9 protein-coding genes and 1 pseudogene are annotated in these 15,107 nt (G+C 66.3%); 6 read left to right on the plus strand and 4 right to left on the minus strand.

Translation table 11 applies throughout. The features are described from left to right. Positions 1–4 precede the first annotated feature (4 nt). On the plus strand, positions 5–571 hold the full coding sequence (locus AC0IZS_RS16425; protein ID WP_322594953.1) for an NUDIX hydrolase: 567 nt from the start codon (positions 5–7) through the stop codon (positions 569–571). Between the two features lie 5 nt (positions 572–576). Then, positions 577–816, plus strand: a complete 240-nt coding sequence (locus tag AC0IZS_RS16430) for a sulfurtransferase TusA family protein (protein ID WP_471636574.1) — start codon at positions 577–579, stop codon at positions 814–816. A gap of 126 nt (positions 817–942) precedes the next feature. Here the strand turns inward: AC0IZS_RS16430 and galU are convergent, their stop codons facing one another. Beyond that, complete coding sequence (gene galU / locus AC0IZS_RS16435; protein ID WP_322594951.1) at positions 943–1,830, minus strand: UTP--glucose-1-phosphate uridylyltransferase GalU; 888 nt, start codon at positions 1,828–1,830, stop codon at positions 943–945. Between the two features lie 85 nt (positions 1,831–1,915). After that, on the minus strand, positions 1,916–4,813 hold the full coding sequence (locus AC0IZS_RS16440) for a valine--tRNA ligase (RefSeq protein WP_471636575.1): 2,898 nt from the start codon (positions 4,811–4,813) through the stop codon (positions 1,916–1,918). A 322-nt stretch (positions 4,814–5,135) separates the two neighbouring features. Between AC0IZS_RS16440 and AC0IZS_RS16445 the strand changes: the two genes are divergently transcribed. From AC0IZS_RS16445 to AC0IZS_RS16460, 4 genes and pseudogenes are all read left to right on the plus strand, one after another. After that, complete coding sequence (locus tag AC0IZS_RS16445) at positions 5,136–6,989, plus strand: M48 family metallopeptidase (protein ID WP_471636576.1); 1,854 nt, start codon at positions 5,136–5,138, stop codon at positions 6,987–6,989. 319 nt (positions 6,990–7,308) lie between these two features. Then, complete coding sequence (locus AC0IZS_RS16450; RefSeq protein ID WP_471636577.1) at positions 7,309–9,231, plus strand: PrkA family serine protein kinase; 1,923 nt, start codon at positions 7,309–7,311, stop codon at positions 9,229–9,231. Between the two features lie 79 nt (positions 9,232–9,310). Then, positions 9,311–10,581, plus strand: a pseudogene (locus tag AC0IZS_RS16455) (YeaH/YhbH family protein). After that, a complete protein-coding gene (locus AC0IZS_RS16460) occupies positions 10,578–12,212 on the plus strand; it encodes a SpoVR family protein (RefSeq protein ID WP_471636578.1) in 1,635 nt (544 codons plus the stop codon). The pseudogene AC0IZS_RS16455 and the gene AC0IZS_RS16460 overlap by 4 nt, the downstream one beginning before the upstream one ends. 31 nt (positions 12,213–12,243) lie before the next feature. On the opposite strand, the gene AC0IZS_RS16465 is transcribed toward AC0IZS_RS16460, so the two are convergent. Together AC0IZS_RS16465 and aptA are read right to left on the minus strand one after the other, a co-directional pair. Next, positions 12,244–13,689 carry an aldehyde dehydrogenase family protein gene (locus tag AC0IZS_RS16465; RefSeq protein WP_471636579.1) on the minus strand — a complete coding sequence of 482 codons (1,446 nt, stop codon included), beginning with the start codon at positions 13,687–13,689 and terminating at the stop codon, positions 12,244–12,246. 10 nt (positions 13,690–13,699) lie between these two features. Continuing rightward, positions 13,700–15,025 carry an omega-aminotransferase AptA gene (aptA, locus tag AC0IZS_RS16470; RefSeq protein ID WP_471636580.1) on the minus strand — a complete coding sequence of 442 codons (1,326 nt, stop codon included), beginning with the start codon at positions 15,023–15,025 and terminating at the stop codon, positions 13,700–13,702. Between the last annotated feature and the right edge of the window lie 82 nt (positions 15,026–15,107).

Consider the following 15,107-nt stretch of genomic DNA (forward strand, 5'->3'; position numbering starts at 1 on the left):
CAACATGCAGTACGAACCCCGCCATTGCACCCATTGCGGCACACCGCTGGCCCTGATCACCGTGGCCGAAGACGGCGGCGACAAGCAGCGCCTGCGCTGCCCGGCCTGCGGCTGGACGCACTGGAACAACCCCACGCCGGTGCTCGCCGCCATCGTGGAGGTCAACGGCCAGGTGCTGCTGGCGCGCAATGCGGCCTGGCCGGGCAAGATGTTCGCGCTGATCACCGGCTTCATGGAGGCGGGTGAATCGCCGCAGGAAGGCATCGCGCGCGAGGTCAAGGAAGAGACGAACCTCGACGTGACCGCCACCACCCTGGTGGGGGCGTACGAGTTCCTGCGCATGAACCAGGTCATCATTGCCTACCATGTGGTGGCCCATGGCGAGGTGAAGCTCTCGCCCGAGCTGGTGGACTACCGGATGTACGATCTGGCAGACCTCAAGTGCTGGCCCGCCGGCACCGGCTATGCGCTGGCCGACTGGCTGCGCACGCGCGGGCACGAGCCGGTGTTCTTCACCGCCGAAGAAAATGCAGAGCGACGCCGCGGCCTGGACCTGCCGCCAAAGGACTGACGACCATGGACATCCACAAAGAAATCGACACACGCGGCCTGAACTGCCCCCTGCCCATCCTCAAGGCCAAGAAGGCCCTGGCAGACCTGGCCAGCGGCCAGTTGCTCAAGGTGGTGGCCACCGACGTGGGCTCGGTGCGCGACTTTCAGGCGTTTGCCAAGCAGACCGGCAACGAGCTGGTGGAGCAGACGACCGAAGGGGCGGACGACACCAAGGAGTTCATCCACGTCCTGCGCCGCAGGTAACGGCGACGGCGTGGAGGGAGCGAGGCGAGAACCTCGCTCCCCAGCAAAAAAGTCCTCCAGCTGCGGTCGCGGCGGGAGGACTTTTTTCGTGGGGTCTACCGCATCTGGTGCGGCATGGGGGTTGCCTTACAGGCTCAGCCCCTTGAGGTATTCACGGAAGTGGGCGCCCACCTGCGGGTGCTGCAGGGCCAGTTCCACCGTGGCTTCGAGAAAGCCTTCCTTGCTGCCGCAGTCGTAGCGCTTGCCTTCGTACTGGAAGGCGTACACCGCCTCGTGCTGCATCAGGCGGGCGATACCGTCGGTGAGCTGGATCTCGCCGCCCACGCCGCGCGGCTGGTTGCGGATCTCGTCGAACACGCCGGGCGTGAGGATGTAGCGGCCGGCCACGCCCATGCGCGAGGGTGCCACGTCGGCCTTGGGCTTCTCGACGATGCGGTCGATGCGGATCAGCGGGCCTCCGGCGGATTCCCCGGCCACGATGCCGTACTTGTGCACCTGGTCCTCGGGGACTTCCTGCACGGCGATGACCGAGCGGCCCTGCTGGCGAAAGGCTGCCGCCATCTGCGCCAGCACCGGCTGGCCGCCCTTGGGGCCGACCATCAAATCGTCGGCCAGCAGCACGGCAAACGGCTCCTTGCCCACCAGGGGCTCGGCGCACAGCACGGCATGGCCCAGACCCAGCGAGCGGGGCTGGCGCACGAAGGCGCAGTCCATGTCGTCGGGCTGCACCGAGCGCACCAGGGCCAGCAGCTCCTGCTTGCCGGCGGCTTCGAGTTCGCTTTCAAGCTCGTAGGCGGTGTCGAAGTGGTCCTCGATGGCGCGCTTGCTGCGCCCCGTCACGAAGATCATGTGGCGGATGCCGGCGGCATAGGCCTCTTCCACGGCGTACTGGATCAGCGGCTTGTCCACCACCGGCAGCATCTCCTTGGGCGATGCCTTGGTGGCAGGCAGAAAGCGTGTCCCCAGGCCGGCAACGGGGAAAACGGCTTTGCGGATGGCGGATGCAGCGGTCATGGGGCTCCTTGCAGGAATGGGAAATAAAAAGAGGGCAGGGCCCGGCACGGAGCCGGGCGCATCTGCCCTCAGTATCGCGGGATTTTTACCCCAAGCGTGTCAGCTGATCGCGCAATCGGCCCAATGTGGCGGTGAAGTCGGCAATGCGCTTCTTGGCCTCGTCGATCACCGCGGGCGGCGCCTTGGCCACGAAGGCCTCGTTACCGAGCTTGGCGTTGGCCTTGGCCAATTCACCCTCCAGGCGGGCGATTTCCTTGGAAATACGGGCCTTCTCGGCCTCGATGTCGATCTCCATGTGCAGGCACATGCGCGCCTCGCCCACCACGGCCACGGGAGCGGCCTGTGCGGCGGCGGCCCAGGCGACCTCGTCGTCGAACACCTTCACTTCGCTGAGCTTGGCCAGTGACTGCAGCACCGGCGCCACGCCGCGCATGAAGTCCGTATCGCCCACGGTGTACAGCGGCAGGCGGGTCGATGGCGAGACGTTCATCTCGCCGCGCAGGGTGCGGCAGGCGTCCACCAGGCCCTTGACGCGCTGCATGTGCGCAATGGCGGCTTCGTCGATCTTGCTCGGCTGCGCCTCGGGGTAGCGGGCGATGCTGACCGAGTCGCCTTGCAGGCCGGCCACCGGCGCCACCGTCTGCCACAGGGCTTCGGTGATGAACGGGATGATCGGGTGGGCCAGGCGCAGGATGGCTTCGAGCGTGCGGATCAGCGTGCGGCGCGTGGCGCGCTGCTCGGCCTCGGTGCCGGTCTGGATCTGCACCTTGGCGATCTCCAGGTACCAGTCGCAGAACTCGTTCCAGACGAAGTCATAGATCGTGTTGGCCACGTTGTCCAGGCGGAACTCGGCAAAGCCCTTGGCCACCTCGGCCTCGGTCTTCTGCAGCAGCGAGGATATCCAGCGGTCGGCCTGGCTGAACTGCATGTAGCCGTGGGCCGGGCCGCCGGGCTGGCACTCTTCCTTGGTGTGCTCCTTGAGGCCGCAGTCCTGGCCCTCGCAGTTCATCAGCACGAAGCGGCTGGCGTTCCAGAGCTTGTTGCAGAAGTTGCGGTAGCCCTCGCAGCGCTTGCTGTCGAAGTTGATGCTGCGGCCCAGGCTGGCCAGCGCCGCAAAGGTGAAGCGCAGCGCGTCGGCGCCGTAGGCCGGGATGCCCTCGGGGAACTCCTTTTGCGTGTTCTTGCGCACCGTGGGCGCGGTCTCGGGCTTGCGCAGGCCGGTGGTGCGCTTGTCCAGCAGCGGGTCGAGGGCGATGCCGTCGATCAGGTCCACCGGGTCGAGCACGTTGCCCTCGGACTTGCTCATCTTCTTGCCCTGTGCGTCGCGCACCAGGCCGTGGATGTACACGTGCTTGAAGGGCACGCGGCCCGTGAAGTGCGTGGTCATCATGATCATCCGGGCGACCCAGAAGAAGATGATGTCGTAGCCGGTTACCAGCACGCTGCTGGGCAGGTACAGGTTGTAGTCGTCGGTCGGGCCGTCGCCTTGTTCAGGCCAGCCCATGGTGGAGAAGGGCACCAGGGCGGACGAATACCAGGTATCGAGCACATCCTCGTCGCGGCGCAGCGTCTTGCCCGGGGCCTTGGCCTGGGCTTCGGCTTCGTTGCGGGCCACGATCACGTTGCCGTCTTCGTCGTACCAGGCCGGGATCTGGTGGCCCCACCACAGCTGGCGGCTGATGCACCAGTCCTGGATGTTGTTCATCCACTGGTTGTAGGTGTTCACCCAGTTCTCGGGCACGAACTGCACCTCGCCCGTGGCCACGGCGTCGATGGCCTTTTGCGCAATGCTCTTGCCCGTGGGGTCCTGCTCGCTCACCTTGCTCATGGCCACGAACCACTGGTCCGTGAGCATGGGCTCGACCACCTGGCCGGTGCGCGTGCAGATCGGCACCATGAGCTTGTGCTTCTTGGTCTCCACCAGGGCGCCCGAGGCTTCCAGGTCGGCCACGATGGCCTTGCGCGCCACGAAGCGGTCCAGGCCGCGGTATTTTTCAGGGGCGTTGTCGTTGATGGTGGCCTGCAGCGTCAGCACCACGATCATCGGCAACTGGTGGCGCTGGCCCACTGCATAGTCGTTCGGGTCGTGCGCGGGCGTGACCTTGACCACGCCGGTGCCGAACTCCTTGTCCACGTAGTCGTCGGCAATGATCGGGATCTCGCGGCCCACCAGGGGCAGCACCACGTTCTTGCCGATCAGGTGTGTGTAGCGTGCGTCCTCGGGGTGCACCATCAGCGCCACGTCGCCCAGCATGGTTTCAGGGCGGGTGGTGGCCACGGTGAGGCTGCCCGAGCCATCGGCCAGGGGGTAGGCGATGTGCCACAGCGAGCCGTCCTTCTCTTCGCTCTCGACTTCCAGGTCGGACACGGCGGACTGCAGCTTGGGGTCCCAGTTCACCAGGCGCTTGCCGCGGTAGATCAGGCCCTGCTCGTACAGCTTCACGAAGGTATCGGTCACCACCTTGGAGAGCTTGTCGTCCATGGTGAAGTACTCGCGGCTCCAGTCCACGCTGTCGCCCATGCGGCGCATCTGCGTGGTGATGGTGTTGCCGCTCTGTTCCTTCCACTCCCAGACCTTGGCGACGAAGTTCTTGCGCGCCTCGGGCGGGGTCGGGCCCATGTCGTGGCGGCTGATGCCTTGCTCCTGCAGCTGGCGCTCCACCACGATCTGCGTGGCAATGCCGGCATGGTCGGTGCCGGGCACCCAGACCGTGTTGAAGCCGCGCATGCGGTGGTAGCGCGTGAGGCTGTCCATGATCGTCTGGTTGAACGCATGGCCCATGTGCAGCGTGCCCGTCACATTGGGTGGCGGCAGCTGGATGGAAAACGCCGGCTCGCCCGCCTGCGCCGTGCCGGTGCCCCGAAAGCCCGCTACACCGTAGCCACGGCGTTCCCATTCGGGGCCCCAATGGGCCTCCAGGGCGGCGGGTTCAAAGGACTTGGAAAGGCTGTCGAGGCCGGTTTGTTGCAGGGGCGAGCTCATGGGTGGGGCAGGTGGTGGAGGCGGCCCGGTCGGCCCGCCTTCCGCTTTCGAGAGGGTGGACCGGGCATTTTAAGTCAGCTGTGGGCCGAGTCGGCAGGCCCCGGCGCTGGCAGGCGCTTTGCGGGTGGTGGCGGGCATTCGCCTTTCAGCCGGGTGCTGCCGCCACTGGTCCCATTGTTGCTTCGCACGGACTGGCGCAAAGCAGGGGTTTGCCGATAATCCGGCGCGAAGGGGTGAGGACATGGTGCGCTGCAGGCGTGCCTGGGCCCCTTTGTGCTTCGCCGGATCCAAAAACCATTCCAACCACCTGTCGGCTTTCCGTATGAACATTCCATCCGCCCTGCGCCTGGGCCTGGCCAAGGTTTTTGCCTATTCGCTGCTGTCGCTGTTTTTGATCCCGCTGGCCGCCTACCTGTTCACCGGCTACGCGCAGCGCGACGAGGACACCCAGTTCATCGCCCGCATCAGCCAGCGCATCGACGCCGAAAAAGGCATGCCTGCGGCCGAAAAGCAGGTCCGCAAGGATTTCTACCGCGCCAATCCGCCGTCCAGGGTCTGCACCAACCCCGCGGCCGAAGTGCAGGAGTACCGCGAGGCGGTGTGCGCGCAGTACGGCGAGCTGTGGCAGTTCAACCTGGTGCGCAAGGCCTCGCTGTGGACCCTGGTGGCTGGCGTGCTGCTGCTGGCGGCGGTGCTGGGCCTGGGGGCGCTGGCCTTCGTGGACCGCAAGATGCAGTACACCAGCTTTGTCACCGGCTGGCACCTGACCACCTGGGCGAGCGCTGCCGCGCTGGTGGTGCAGGGGGCGCTGGCGGTGTGGCTGTCGTTCTGGCTCACGGCCTTCTTCTTCCAAAAATACTCGCCCAAGCTCATCATCTTCGTGGGCATTGCGGTGGCCATCGGCGTGCTCATGGCGATCAAGAGCATCTTCACGCGCGTGCAGTTGAACAACCGGGTGGACGGCGAGCTCGTGACCGAGGCCGATGCCCCCGTGCTGTGGAAGCGCATCCGCTACATGGCCGATCGCCTCAAGACCGAGCCGCCGCGGCATATCGTGGCCGGTATCGACGCCAATTTCTTCGTGACCGAGGCACCGCTCACCGTAGGCGGCAAGGAGCTTACGGGGCGCACGCTGTTCGTGAGCATCCCCCTCTTGCGCCTGCTGGACCAGCAGGAGGCCGATGCCGTGCTGGGCCACGAGCTGGCCCACCTGCGCGGCGGTGACACCCGGCGCAGCGCCATGCTCGGCCCCAAGATTGCCCAGTACGACCACTACCGCCATGCCATGCGCACGGGCGGCCTGTCGGCCGTGGTCTCGCCCCTGCTGGACCTGTACCGCATGATCTTCGAGATCGCGCTGGCGCGTGAGAGCCGCGAGCGCGAATTCAAGGCCGACCGCATTGCCGCCAAGCTCATCTCGCCCCACGCCATCGCGCAGTCGCTGGTGAAGATCGCGGCCTATGCGCAGTACCGCTCCAGGATCGAGCACGAACTGTTCGGCCAGAACCGCCGGCACGATGCCGCACTGGGCATTGCCAGCTACGTGGCCCAGGGCCTGCCGCCGTATGCCGCCTCGGCCGATTTCCTGCAAGAGATGAAGACCGCCAACGTGCCGCACCCGTTCGACTCGCACCCGGCCATGACCGAGCGCATGCGCGCAGTCGGCGTGAACCTGCCCGAGAGCGCCTATGGCGCCATCGTCGTGCGCCCGCCGGCTGCCACCTGGGTGCAGCAGATACTCAGCGCCGATGCCATCGAGCAGCGCATGTGGGGCGCCTACGAGCAGGCCTTTGCCGCCGACCACGAGCGCAGCCTGGCCTACCGCTACGAACCCGCCACCGACGAGGAGCGCGCGCTGGTGCTGCAGTACTTTCCGCCCGTGGTGTTCGCCCTCAAGGGTAGCGAAACGGTGACCGTGAGCATCGACGGCATCAGCACCTCGGCCGACGGCACCACCATGTTCTGGGATGCCGTGAAGGCGCTGGAATTCAAGGAAAGCAGCTTTGGCAACGCGCTGCTTGTGACCCATCCCGAGAAGAATGCCCTGGGCCTGGGCGCCAAGACCAGCAAGATCAAGCTGGCCGGGCTCAAGAAGGAAAAGGACGACTTCAACGCCACCGTGGGCCACTACTGGCAGCGCCACCAGATCATGCGCGCGCACCAGCGCGAAGCTTGATCCCGGCGCCTTGCGCCCCGGTGCACCATGGGCCGGCCGTACCGGCACCGCGCCCCTGCATGCCGTGCGGCAGTCGCGGCATATGCATATACCCAGGAAATCCCTGACGTTCTACGTTCACTGAATGCGCGCGGCGAGTGAACTTGTGCAGTGTGCCACGCTCTATCTCTGAGTGTGTGGGCGGTGCAAAAAAGCGTTGCGCACCTACACGAATTCCCTGTTCAAAGACAGGCGGTGGTGCTAAAAAGGACCAGAACCGGTAGCGATTCCCACTGCAAACCGTGGCCCCGATGCGGAGGGTGCCACCACAGGAGGACGTATGGATGCCATCAGCAATTTCGCAGCGCGCTATGCCCGCGGCCGCGAAGAAGAGATGTCGATCGACGAGTACCTTGCCGAGTGCAAGCGCGATCCCATGGTCTACGCCACGGCGGCCCAGCGCATGCTGGCCGCCATCGGCGAGCCCGAGATGGTCGATACGCGCAACGACTCGCGCATGTCGCGCATCTTTGCCAACAAGGTGATCAAACGCTACCCCGCGTTCGCCGAGTTCTACGGCATGGAAGATGCCATCGAGCAGGTGGTGAGCTTCTTTCGGCATGCCGCACAGGGGCTGGAGGAGCGCAAGCAGATCCTCTACCTGCTGGGTCCCGTGGGCGGGGGCAAGAGCTCGATCGCCGAGCGGCTCAAGCACCTGATGCAGAAGGTGCCGTTCTATGCGCTCAAGGGTTCGCCGGTGAACGAGTCGCCGCTGGGCCTGTTCGACGCCCTGGAGGACGGCCCGGTGCTCGAAGAGCAGTTCGGCATCCCCCGGCGCTACCTGCAGCGGGTGCTATCGCCCTGGGCCGTCAAGCGGCTGGAGGAGTTCGGTGGCGACATCCGCCAGTTCCGGGTGGTCAAGCGCTACCCCAGCATCCTCAAGCAGGTGGGTGTCGCCAAGACCGAGCCGGGCGACGAGAACAACCAGGACATCTCCAGCCTGGTGGGCAAGGTCGACATCCGCAAGCTCGAAACCTTTGCCCAGGACGACACCGACGCCTACAGCTACAGCGGCGGCCTGTGCCTGGCCAACCAGGGTCTGCTGGAGTTCGTGGAGATGTTCAAGGCACCCATCAAGGTACTGCACCCACTGCTCACCGCCACGCAGGAGGGCAACTACAAGGGCACGGAAGGCTTTGGTGCCATTCCGTTCGATGGCGTGGTGCTGGCCCACAGCAACGAGAGCGAGTGGAAGGCGTTTCGCAACAACAAGAACAACGAGGCCTTCCTGGATCGCATCTACATCGTCAAGGTGCCGTACTGCCTGCGCGTGAGCGAGGAGATCCGCATCTACGACAAGCTGATCCGCGAATCGTCGCTGGGCAACGCCGTGTGCGCGCCGGGCACGCTCAAGATGATGTCGCAGTTCGCCATCTTGACGCGCCTGAAGGAGCCCGAGAACTCCAGCATCTTCAGCAAGATGCAGGTGTACGACGGCGAGAGTTTGAAGGACACCGACCCGCGCGCCAAGAGCTACCAGGAGTACCGCGACTACGGTGGCGTGGACGAGGGCATGACCGGCATCTCCACGCGCTTTGCGTTCAAGATCCTGTCCAAGGTTTTCAACTTCGACAGCGCCGAGGTGGCGGCCAATCCGGTGCATCTGATGTATGTACTCGAGCAACAGATCGAGCGCGAGCAGTTCGCCGCCGAGCTGGAAACCAAGTACACCAGCTACATCAAGGAGTTCCTCTCGCCGCGCTACGCTGAATTCATCGGCAAGGAGATCCAGACCGCCTACCTGGAGAGCTACAGTGAGTACGGCCAGAACATCTTCGACCGCTACGTCACCTACGCCGACTACTGGATCCAGGACAACGAGTACCGCGACACCGACACCGGCGAGGTGTTCGACCGCAGCGCGCTCAACGCCGAGCTCGAGAAGATCGAGAAGCCCGCGGGCATCGCCAACCCCAAGGACTTCCGCAACGAGATCGTCAACTTCGTGCTGCGGGCGCGCGCCAACAACCAGGGCAACAACCCGAGCTGGACCAGCTATGAGAAGCTGCGCCTGGTGATCGAGAAGAAGATGTTCTCCAACACCGAGGAGCTGCTGCCCGTCATCAGCTTCAACGCCAAGGGCAGCGCCGAGGAGGCGCGCAAGCACGAGGACTTCGTCACCCGCATGGTGGAAAAGGGCTACACGCCCAAGCAGGTGCGGCTGCTGTGCGAATGGTACCTGCGCGTGCGCAAGAGCAGCTAGCGCAACCGCAGACAGACAAGCGCTTGAAGGTTTTGCCAGTGCATCCCACCGGGGCGCTGGCCCATGATGGGGGCAAGGGATGGCATTGCAAATCATCGACCGCAGGCTCGCCGGCAAGAACAAATCGGTGGGCAACCGCGAACGCTTTGTGCGCCGCTTCAAGGAGCAGATCGCAGAGGGCGTGCGCCGTGCGGTGTCGCAGCGCGACATCCGCAACATCGAGCAGGCCGAGAACATCACCATTCCGAAGAAGGACATCGGCGAGCCCGTGTTCCACCATGGCCGGGGCGGCATCCACGACCGGGTGCACCCTGGCAATGCCGAGCACGTGCGCGGCGACCGCATCCAGCGGCCCCAGGGGGGGGCGGAGGCGGCGGCGGTTCGCAGGCCAGCGACAGCGGGGAGGGGGAGGACGATTTCACCTTCACCTTGACCAAGGAAGAGTTCATGCAGCTCTTCTTCGAGGACCTGGCGTTGCCCAACCTGCTGCGCACGCACATCGGCGAGACCCCCAAGTACAAGCCGCGCCGCGCCGGCTACAGCCAGAACGGCATTCCCAACAACCTGGCGGTGCTGCGCACCATGCGCGGGGCGCTGGGGCGGCGCATCGCGCTGGGCCAGTCGGCGCACCGCGAGCTGGCGGCGCTGCAACTGCAGCTCGATGCCCTGGTGGAAGAAGGCCAGGGCACCAGTGACGAGGCGGCAGCGCTGCGGCTGCGCATCGATGAGCTCAAGGCGCGCACCGGCCGCATCCCTTACCTGGACCCCATCGACCTGCGCTTTCGCTCCCGCGTGCAGGTGCCCGTGCCCAACAGCCAGGCGGTGATGTTCTGCCTGATGGACGTCTCGGGCTCCATGGACCAGGCGCGCAAGGACCTGGCCAAGCGCTTCTTCATCCTGCTGTACCTGTTCCTCACGCGGCACTACGAGAAGATCGACATCGTCTTCATCCGCCACCACACCCAGGCCGCCGAGGTGAGCGAGGAGCAGTTCTTCCACTCCACCGAGAGCGGGGGCACGGTGGTCAGCAGCGCGCTGGTGCTGCTCGACCAGATCATCCGCGCGCGCTACCCTGCAGGGGACTGGAACATCTACGTGGCCCAGGCCAGCGATGGCGACAACTTCACCAACGACAGCGGCAACTGCCGCAACCTGCTGGTCGACCGCATCCTGCCGCTGGCGCGCTACTTTGCCTATGTGCAGGTGGCCCAGGAAGAGCAGAACCTGTGGGAGGAGTACAGCCAGCTGGTGCCGCTGTACCCCCACTTCGCCATGCGCAAGGTGTCCGAGCAGGGGGATATCTACCCCGTGTTCCGCGACCTCTTCAAGAAGGAGGGGGTGCAGGTATGAATCACAACATGGCCCAGTACCCGGTGCTGGAGCGCCGCATGCGCGACAACCCGTGGAAGACTGCCGTCGTCGGCGAGCGCCGCCACCGCACCGTGCCCGAGCAGCCCCTGCCCGCGGGCGCGCGGCCTGCACAGCCGCTGCCCGATCCGAGCGACTGGACCTTCGAGCTGATCGATCGCTACCACGCCGCGATCGCGGCCACCGCCGAGCGCTTCGGGCTCGACACCTACCCCAACCAGCTCGAAGTCATCACCGCCGAGCAGATGATGGACGCCTACTCCAGCGTGGGCATGCCGGTGAACTACCGCCACTGGAGCTACGGCAAGGAGTTCCTGGCCACCGAGCGGCGCTACCGGCGTGGCCACATGGGCCTGGCCTACGAGATCGTCATCAACTCCAACCCCTGCATCAGCTACCTGATGGAGGAGAACACCACCGCCATGCAGGCGCTGGTGATCGCCCATGCCGCCTACGGCCACAACAGCTTCTTCAAGGGCAACTACCTGTTTCGCATGTGGACGGATGCGTCTTCCATCATCGACTACCTGGTGTATGCCAAAGACTATGTGGCCCAGTGCGAAGAGCGCTACGGCTTCGACGAGGTGGAGCGGCTCATGGACTCCTGCCACGCGCTGGCCAACTTCGGGGTAGACCGCTACCGCCGCCCGTCCAAGAAGAACCTGGCGCGCGAGCGCCTGGAGCGCGAGCAGCGCGAGTCCTATGCGCAGCAGCAGGTCAACGACCTGTGGCGCACCCTGCCCACGCGCCCTGGCAAGGACGGCGCCGCGCAGGAGAGCAACCGCTTCCCCAAGGAGCCGCAGGAGAACATCCTGTACTTCATCGAGAAGAATGCGCCGCTGTTGGAGCCCTGGCAGCGCGAGATCGTGCGCATCGTGCGCAAGATCGCGCAGTATTTCTACCCCCAGCGCCAGAGCCAGGTCATGAACGAGGGCTGGGCCACCTTCTGGCACTACACCCTGCTGAGCACACTGTACGACGAGGGTTACCTCAGCGACGGGGTGATGGTGGAGTGGCTGGGCTCGCACACCAACGTGATCTTCCAGCCCCCCGTGGGGCACCGTGCCTACAGCGGCATCAACCCCTACGCACTGGGTTTTGCCATGTACCGCGACATCCAGCGCATCTGCCAGAACCCCACGGACGAAGACCGGCGCTGGTTCCCCGACATCGCCGGCGCCCCCTGGCTGCCCACGCTCGACCATGCCATGCGCAACTTCAAGGACGAGAGCTTCGTCGGCCAGTACCTGAGCCCGCACCTGATGCGCGAGATGCGCCTGTTCGCCCTGCACGACGACGCCCGCGTGAACGAGCTGGTGGTCAGCGAGATCCACGATGAGAACGGCTACCGCAACCTGCGCCAGATGCTCTCGCAGCAGTACGACCTGGGCACGCGCGAGCCCAACATCCAGGTGTGGAACGTGAACCTGCGTGGTGACCGCAGCCTGACCCTGCGCCACACCCAGTACCAGGGCCGTCCGCTGGGCGATGACACGCAGGAGGTGCTGCGCCACGTGGCACGCCTGTGGGGCTTTGGCGTGCAGATCGAGAGCGTGGACGCCTATGGCAACCACCCGGTGATGCTGCACTCGGTGCCCGCGCCCACGGAATGAGCTGAAGCACCCCCTGAGGCGCGAAAGTGACTCAGGGGGTGATCACTTCCGGCTCCTCGTACCCGAACATGGACTTGGCCTCCAGGTACTCCTCGAAGCCCATGCGTCCCCACTCGCGCCCGTTGCCCGACTGCCGGTAGCCGCCGAAGGGCGCTGCGTGGTCGGCGCGTGCGCCGTTGATGTGGACCATGCCGGCGCGCAGCCGCCGAGCGATGCGGCGGGCATGGGCCAGGTCCGGCGCGCTCACGTAGGCCGACAGGCCGTACACCGTGTCGTTGGCCATCGCAATGGCCTCTTCCTCGGTGCCGTAGGGCAGGATGCAGAGCACCGGGCCGAAGATCTCCTCGCGCGCAATGGCCATGGTGTTGCGCACGTCGGCAAACACCGTGGGCTGCACGAAATAGCCCTGGGCCAGGCCTGCGGGCTGTTCCAGGCCGCCGGTGGCGAGCCGGGCCCCCTCGCGCAGGCCGACGGCGATGTGTTCGCGCACCTTGGCGTACTGCACCGCGTTGGCCACCGGACCGAGCGTGGTGGCCGCGTCGCGCGGGTCGCCCATGCGCAGCGACTGCGCCACGTCTACCGCGATGGCCGTGGCCGCGTCGTGCAGGTGCATGGGCACCAAAAGGCGCGTGGGCGCGTTGCACGACTGGCCGGTGTTGCGAAAGCACTGCAGCGCCGCATGGCGGATGGTGGCCGGCAGGTCCACGCCGTCCACCACGATGTGGGGCGACTTGCCGCCCAGCTCCTGCGCCACGCGCTTGACGCTGTCAGCCGCCGCCTTGGCCACGGCCACGCCGGCGCGGGTGGAGCCGGTGAAGGAAATCATGTCGATGTCCGCATGCGCCGCCATGGCCGCGCCCACGCCCGGCCCGTCGCCGTTGACCAGGTTGAACACGCCGGGTGGCACGCCCGCTTCGTGCAGCACCTGCGCGAACAGCAGGGCCGACAGGGGTGCCGTCTCGCTGGGCTTGAGCACCACGCTGCAGCCCGCGGCCAGGGCCGGTGCCACTTTGCAGGTGATCTGGTTCATGGGCCAGTTCCAGGGCGTGATCAGACCGCACACGCCGATGGGCTCGCGCGCCACCCGGGTGCGGTTCACCACCTCGTCGAATGCATAGCCGGCCAGCACCTGGGCTGCCTGTTTCAGGTGCGACAGGCCTGCCACCGCATGGGCCTGGCGGGCCAGTGCGATGGGTGCCCCCATCTCCAGTGAGATGGCCATGGCAATATCGTCCATGCGGCTTTCGTAGGCTGCAATCACCGCGTGCAACACCGCCAGGCGCTGCTCACGGCCCTGGGCAGCCCAGGCAGGGAAGGCGCGGCGCGCGGCAGCCACGGCGCGGTCGAGGTCGCGCGCATCGCCCAGCGCGATGCGCGCCACGGGCTGTTCGGTGCTGGGGTCGATGACGTCCTGCGTGCGCGTGCCCAAAGCGGTGGTCCAGGCGCCGTCGATGTAGAAATTCAGGTGTTCCTGCATGGTGCTCGCTTCAGGCGGTGGCCCGCAGGGCAGTGCGGATGCTGTCCACCACCTCGCCGATCTCTGCCTCGCTGATCACCAGCGGCGGCGAAAGCACCAGCGTATCGCCCGAGTTGCGCACCAGCACGCCCGCCTCGAAGCAGGCCGCATGCACGGCATTGCCACGCGCGCCGGCAGCGCCTGGGCGCGATGCCAGGTCGACAGCGCCCAGCAGGCCGATGTTGCGCACATCGGCCACGTGCGGTGCGTCGCGCAGGCCGTGCAGCGCGGCCTCCCACACCGGGGCAATGGCCTGCACGCGCGCGGCCAGGTCAAGCTCTTCGTGCACATCGAGCGTGGCCAGGCCCGCCGCGCAGGCCAGCGGGTGGGCCGAATAGGTGTAGCCGTGGAACAGCTCGATCATGCTGGCGGAGCCCTGCATGAACGCGTCGTACACCGTATTGCCTACGACCACGCCGCCCATGGGCACAGCGCCGTTGGTCATGCCCTTGGCGCAGCAGATCAGGTCCGGCGTGACGCCGAAGGCCTGGGCCCCGAAGGCGGCGCCCACGCGCGCAAAGCCGGTGATCACCTCGTCGAAGATCAGCAAGATGCCGTGCTGCGTACACAGCTCGCGCAGGCGCTGCAGGTAGCCCACGGGCGGCGGGTACACACCGCCCGAGCCGGTGACCGGCTCGACGATCACCGCGGCAATGGTGGCCGGGTCGTGCACCACGAACAACTGCTCCAGCGCATTCGCGTAGTGCGCGCCCGTGGCGGGCTGGCCGCGCGAAAAGCGCGCATCCGCGTCGTAGGGCAGGGGCAGGTGGGCGGTGTCGGGCAGCAGTGGGCCGAAATCGCGCTTGTGGCGCCCGAGCCCGGCCACCGAGAGGCCGCCAAAGCCCATGCCGTGGTAGCCCTTGGCGCGGCCCACCAGCAGCGTACGGCGCGCATCGCCACGCGCCTGGTGGTAGGCGCGGGCGATCTTGAGGGCGGTGTCCACCGCCTCGGAGCCCGAGTTGGTGAAGAACACATGGTCCATGCCGCCCGGCGCCAGGTCGGCGATGCGCCGGGCCAGCGTGAAGGCGGCCGGGTGGCTCATCTTGAACGACGAGACGAAGTCCATGCGGCCTGCAGCCTCGCGGATCGCCTCGGTGATGCGCGGCTGGCCGTGGCCTGCGTTGCAGCACCACAGGCCGGCCATGGCGTCCAGCACCTGGCGGCCGTCGTCGGTGGTGTAGTGCATGCCCTGGGCGGCGGTGAACAGCATGGGCTGCTGCTGGAACTGGCGCTGGGCGGTGAAGGGTAGCCAGAACGCGTCGTCGTTCGGGGCGCGGGAGGGAGAGGCGGAAGTCATGGGGGGCTTTCGGTGGGTGCTGCACAGGGAAGGGCAGGGAGCCGCGTGCGCGCCATGGAGGCATGGGCCCCTGCATGCCTTC

The organism is Acidovorax sp. AC410, from assembly GCF_979253235.1.

Coding starts and splice junctions, on each gene's coding strand:
- AC0IZS_RS16440 (WP_471636575.1), bottom strand. CDS start 4,813: ATGAGCTCGCCCCTGCAACAAACCGGCCTCGACAGCCTTTCCAAGTCC.
- aptA (WP_471636580.1), bottom strand. CDS start 15,025: ATGACTTCCGCCTCTCCCTCCCGCGCCCCGAACGACGACGCGTTCTGG.
- AC0IZS_RS16460 (WP_471636578.1), top strand. CDS start 10,578: ATGAATCACAACATGGCCCAGTACCCGGTGCTGGAGCGCCGCATGCGC.
- AC0IZS_RS16450 (WP_471636577.1), top strand. CDS start 7,309: ATGGATGCCATCAGCAATTTCGCAGCGCGCTATGCCCGCGGCCGCGAA.
- AC0IZS_RS16445 (WP_471636576.1), top strand. CDS start 5,136: ATGAACATTCCATCCGCCCTGCGCCTGGGCCTGGCCAAGGTTTTTGCC.
- AC0IZS_RS16425 (WP_322594953.1), top strand. CDS start 5: ATGCAGTACGAACCCCGCCATTGCACCCATTGCGGCACACCGCTGGCC.
- galU (WP_322594951.1), bottom strand. CDS start 1,830: ATGACCGCTGCATCCGCCATCCGCAAAGCCGTTTTCCCCGTTGCCGGC.
- AC0IZS_RS16430 (WP_471636574.1), top strand. CDS start 577: ATGGACATCCACAAAGAAATCGACACACGCGGCCTGAACTGCCCCCTG.
- AC0IZS_RS16465 (WP_471636579.1), bottom strand. CDS start 13,689: ATGCAGGAACACCTGAATTTCTACATCGACGGCGCCTGGACCACCGCT.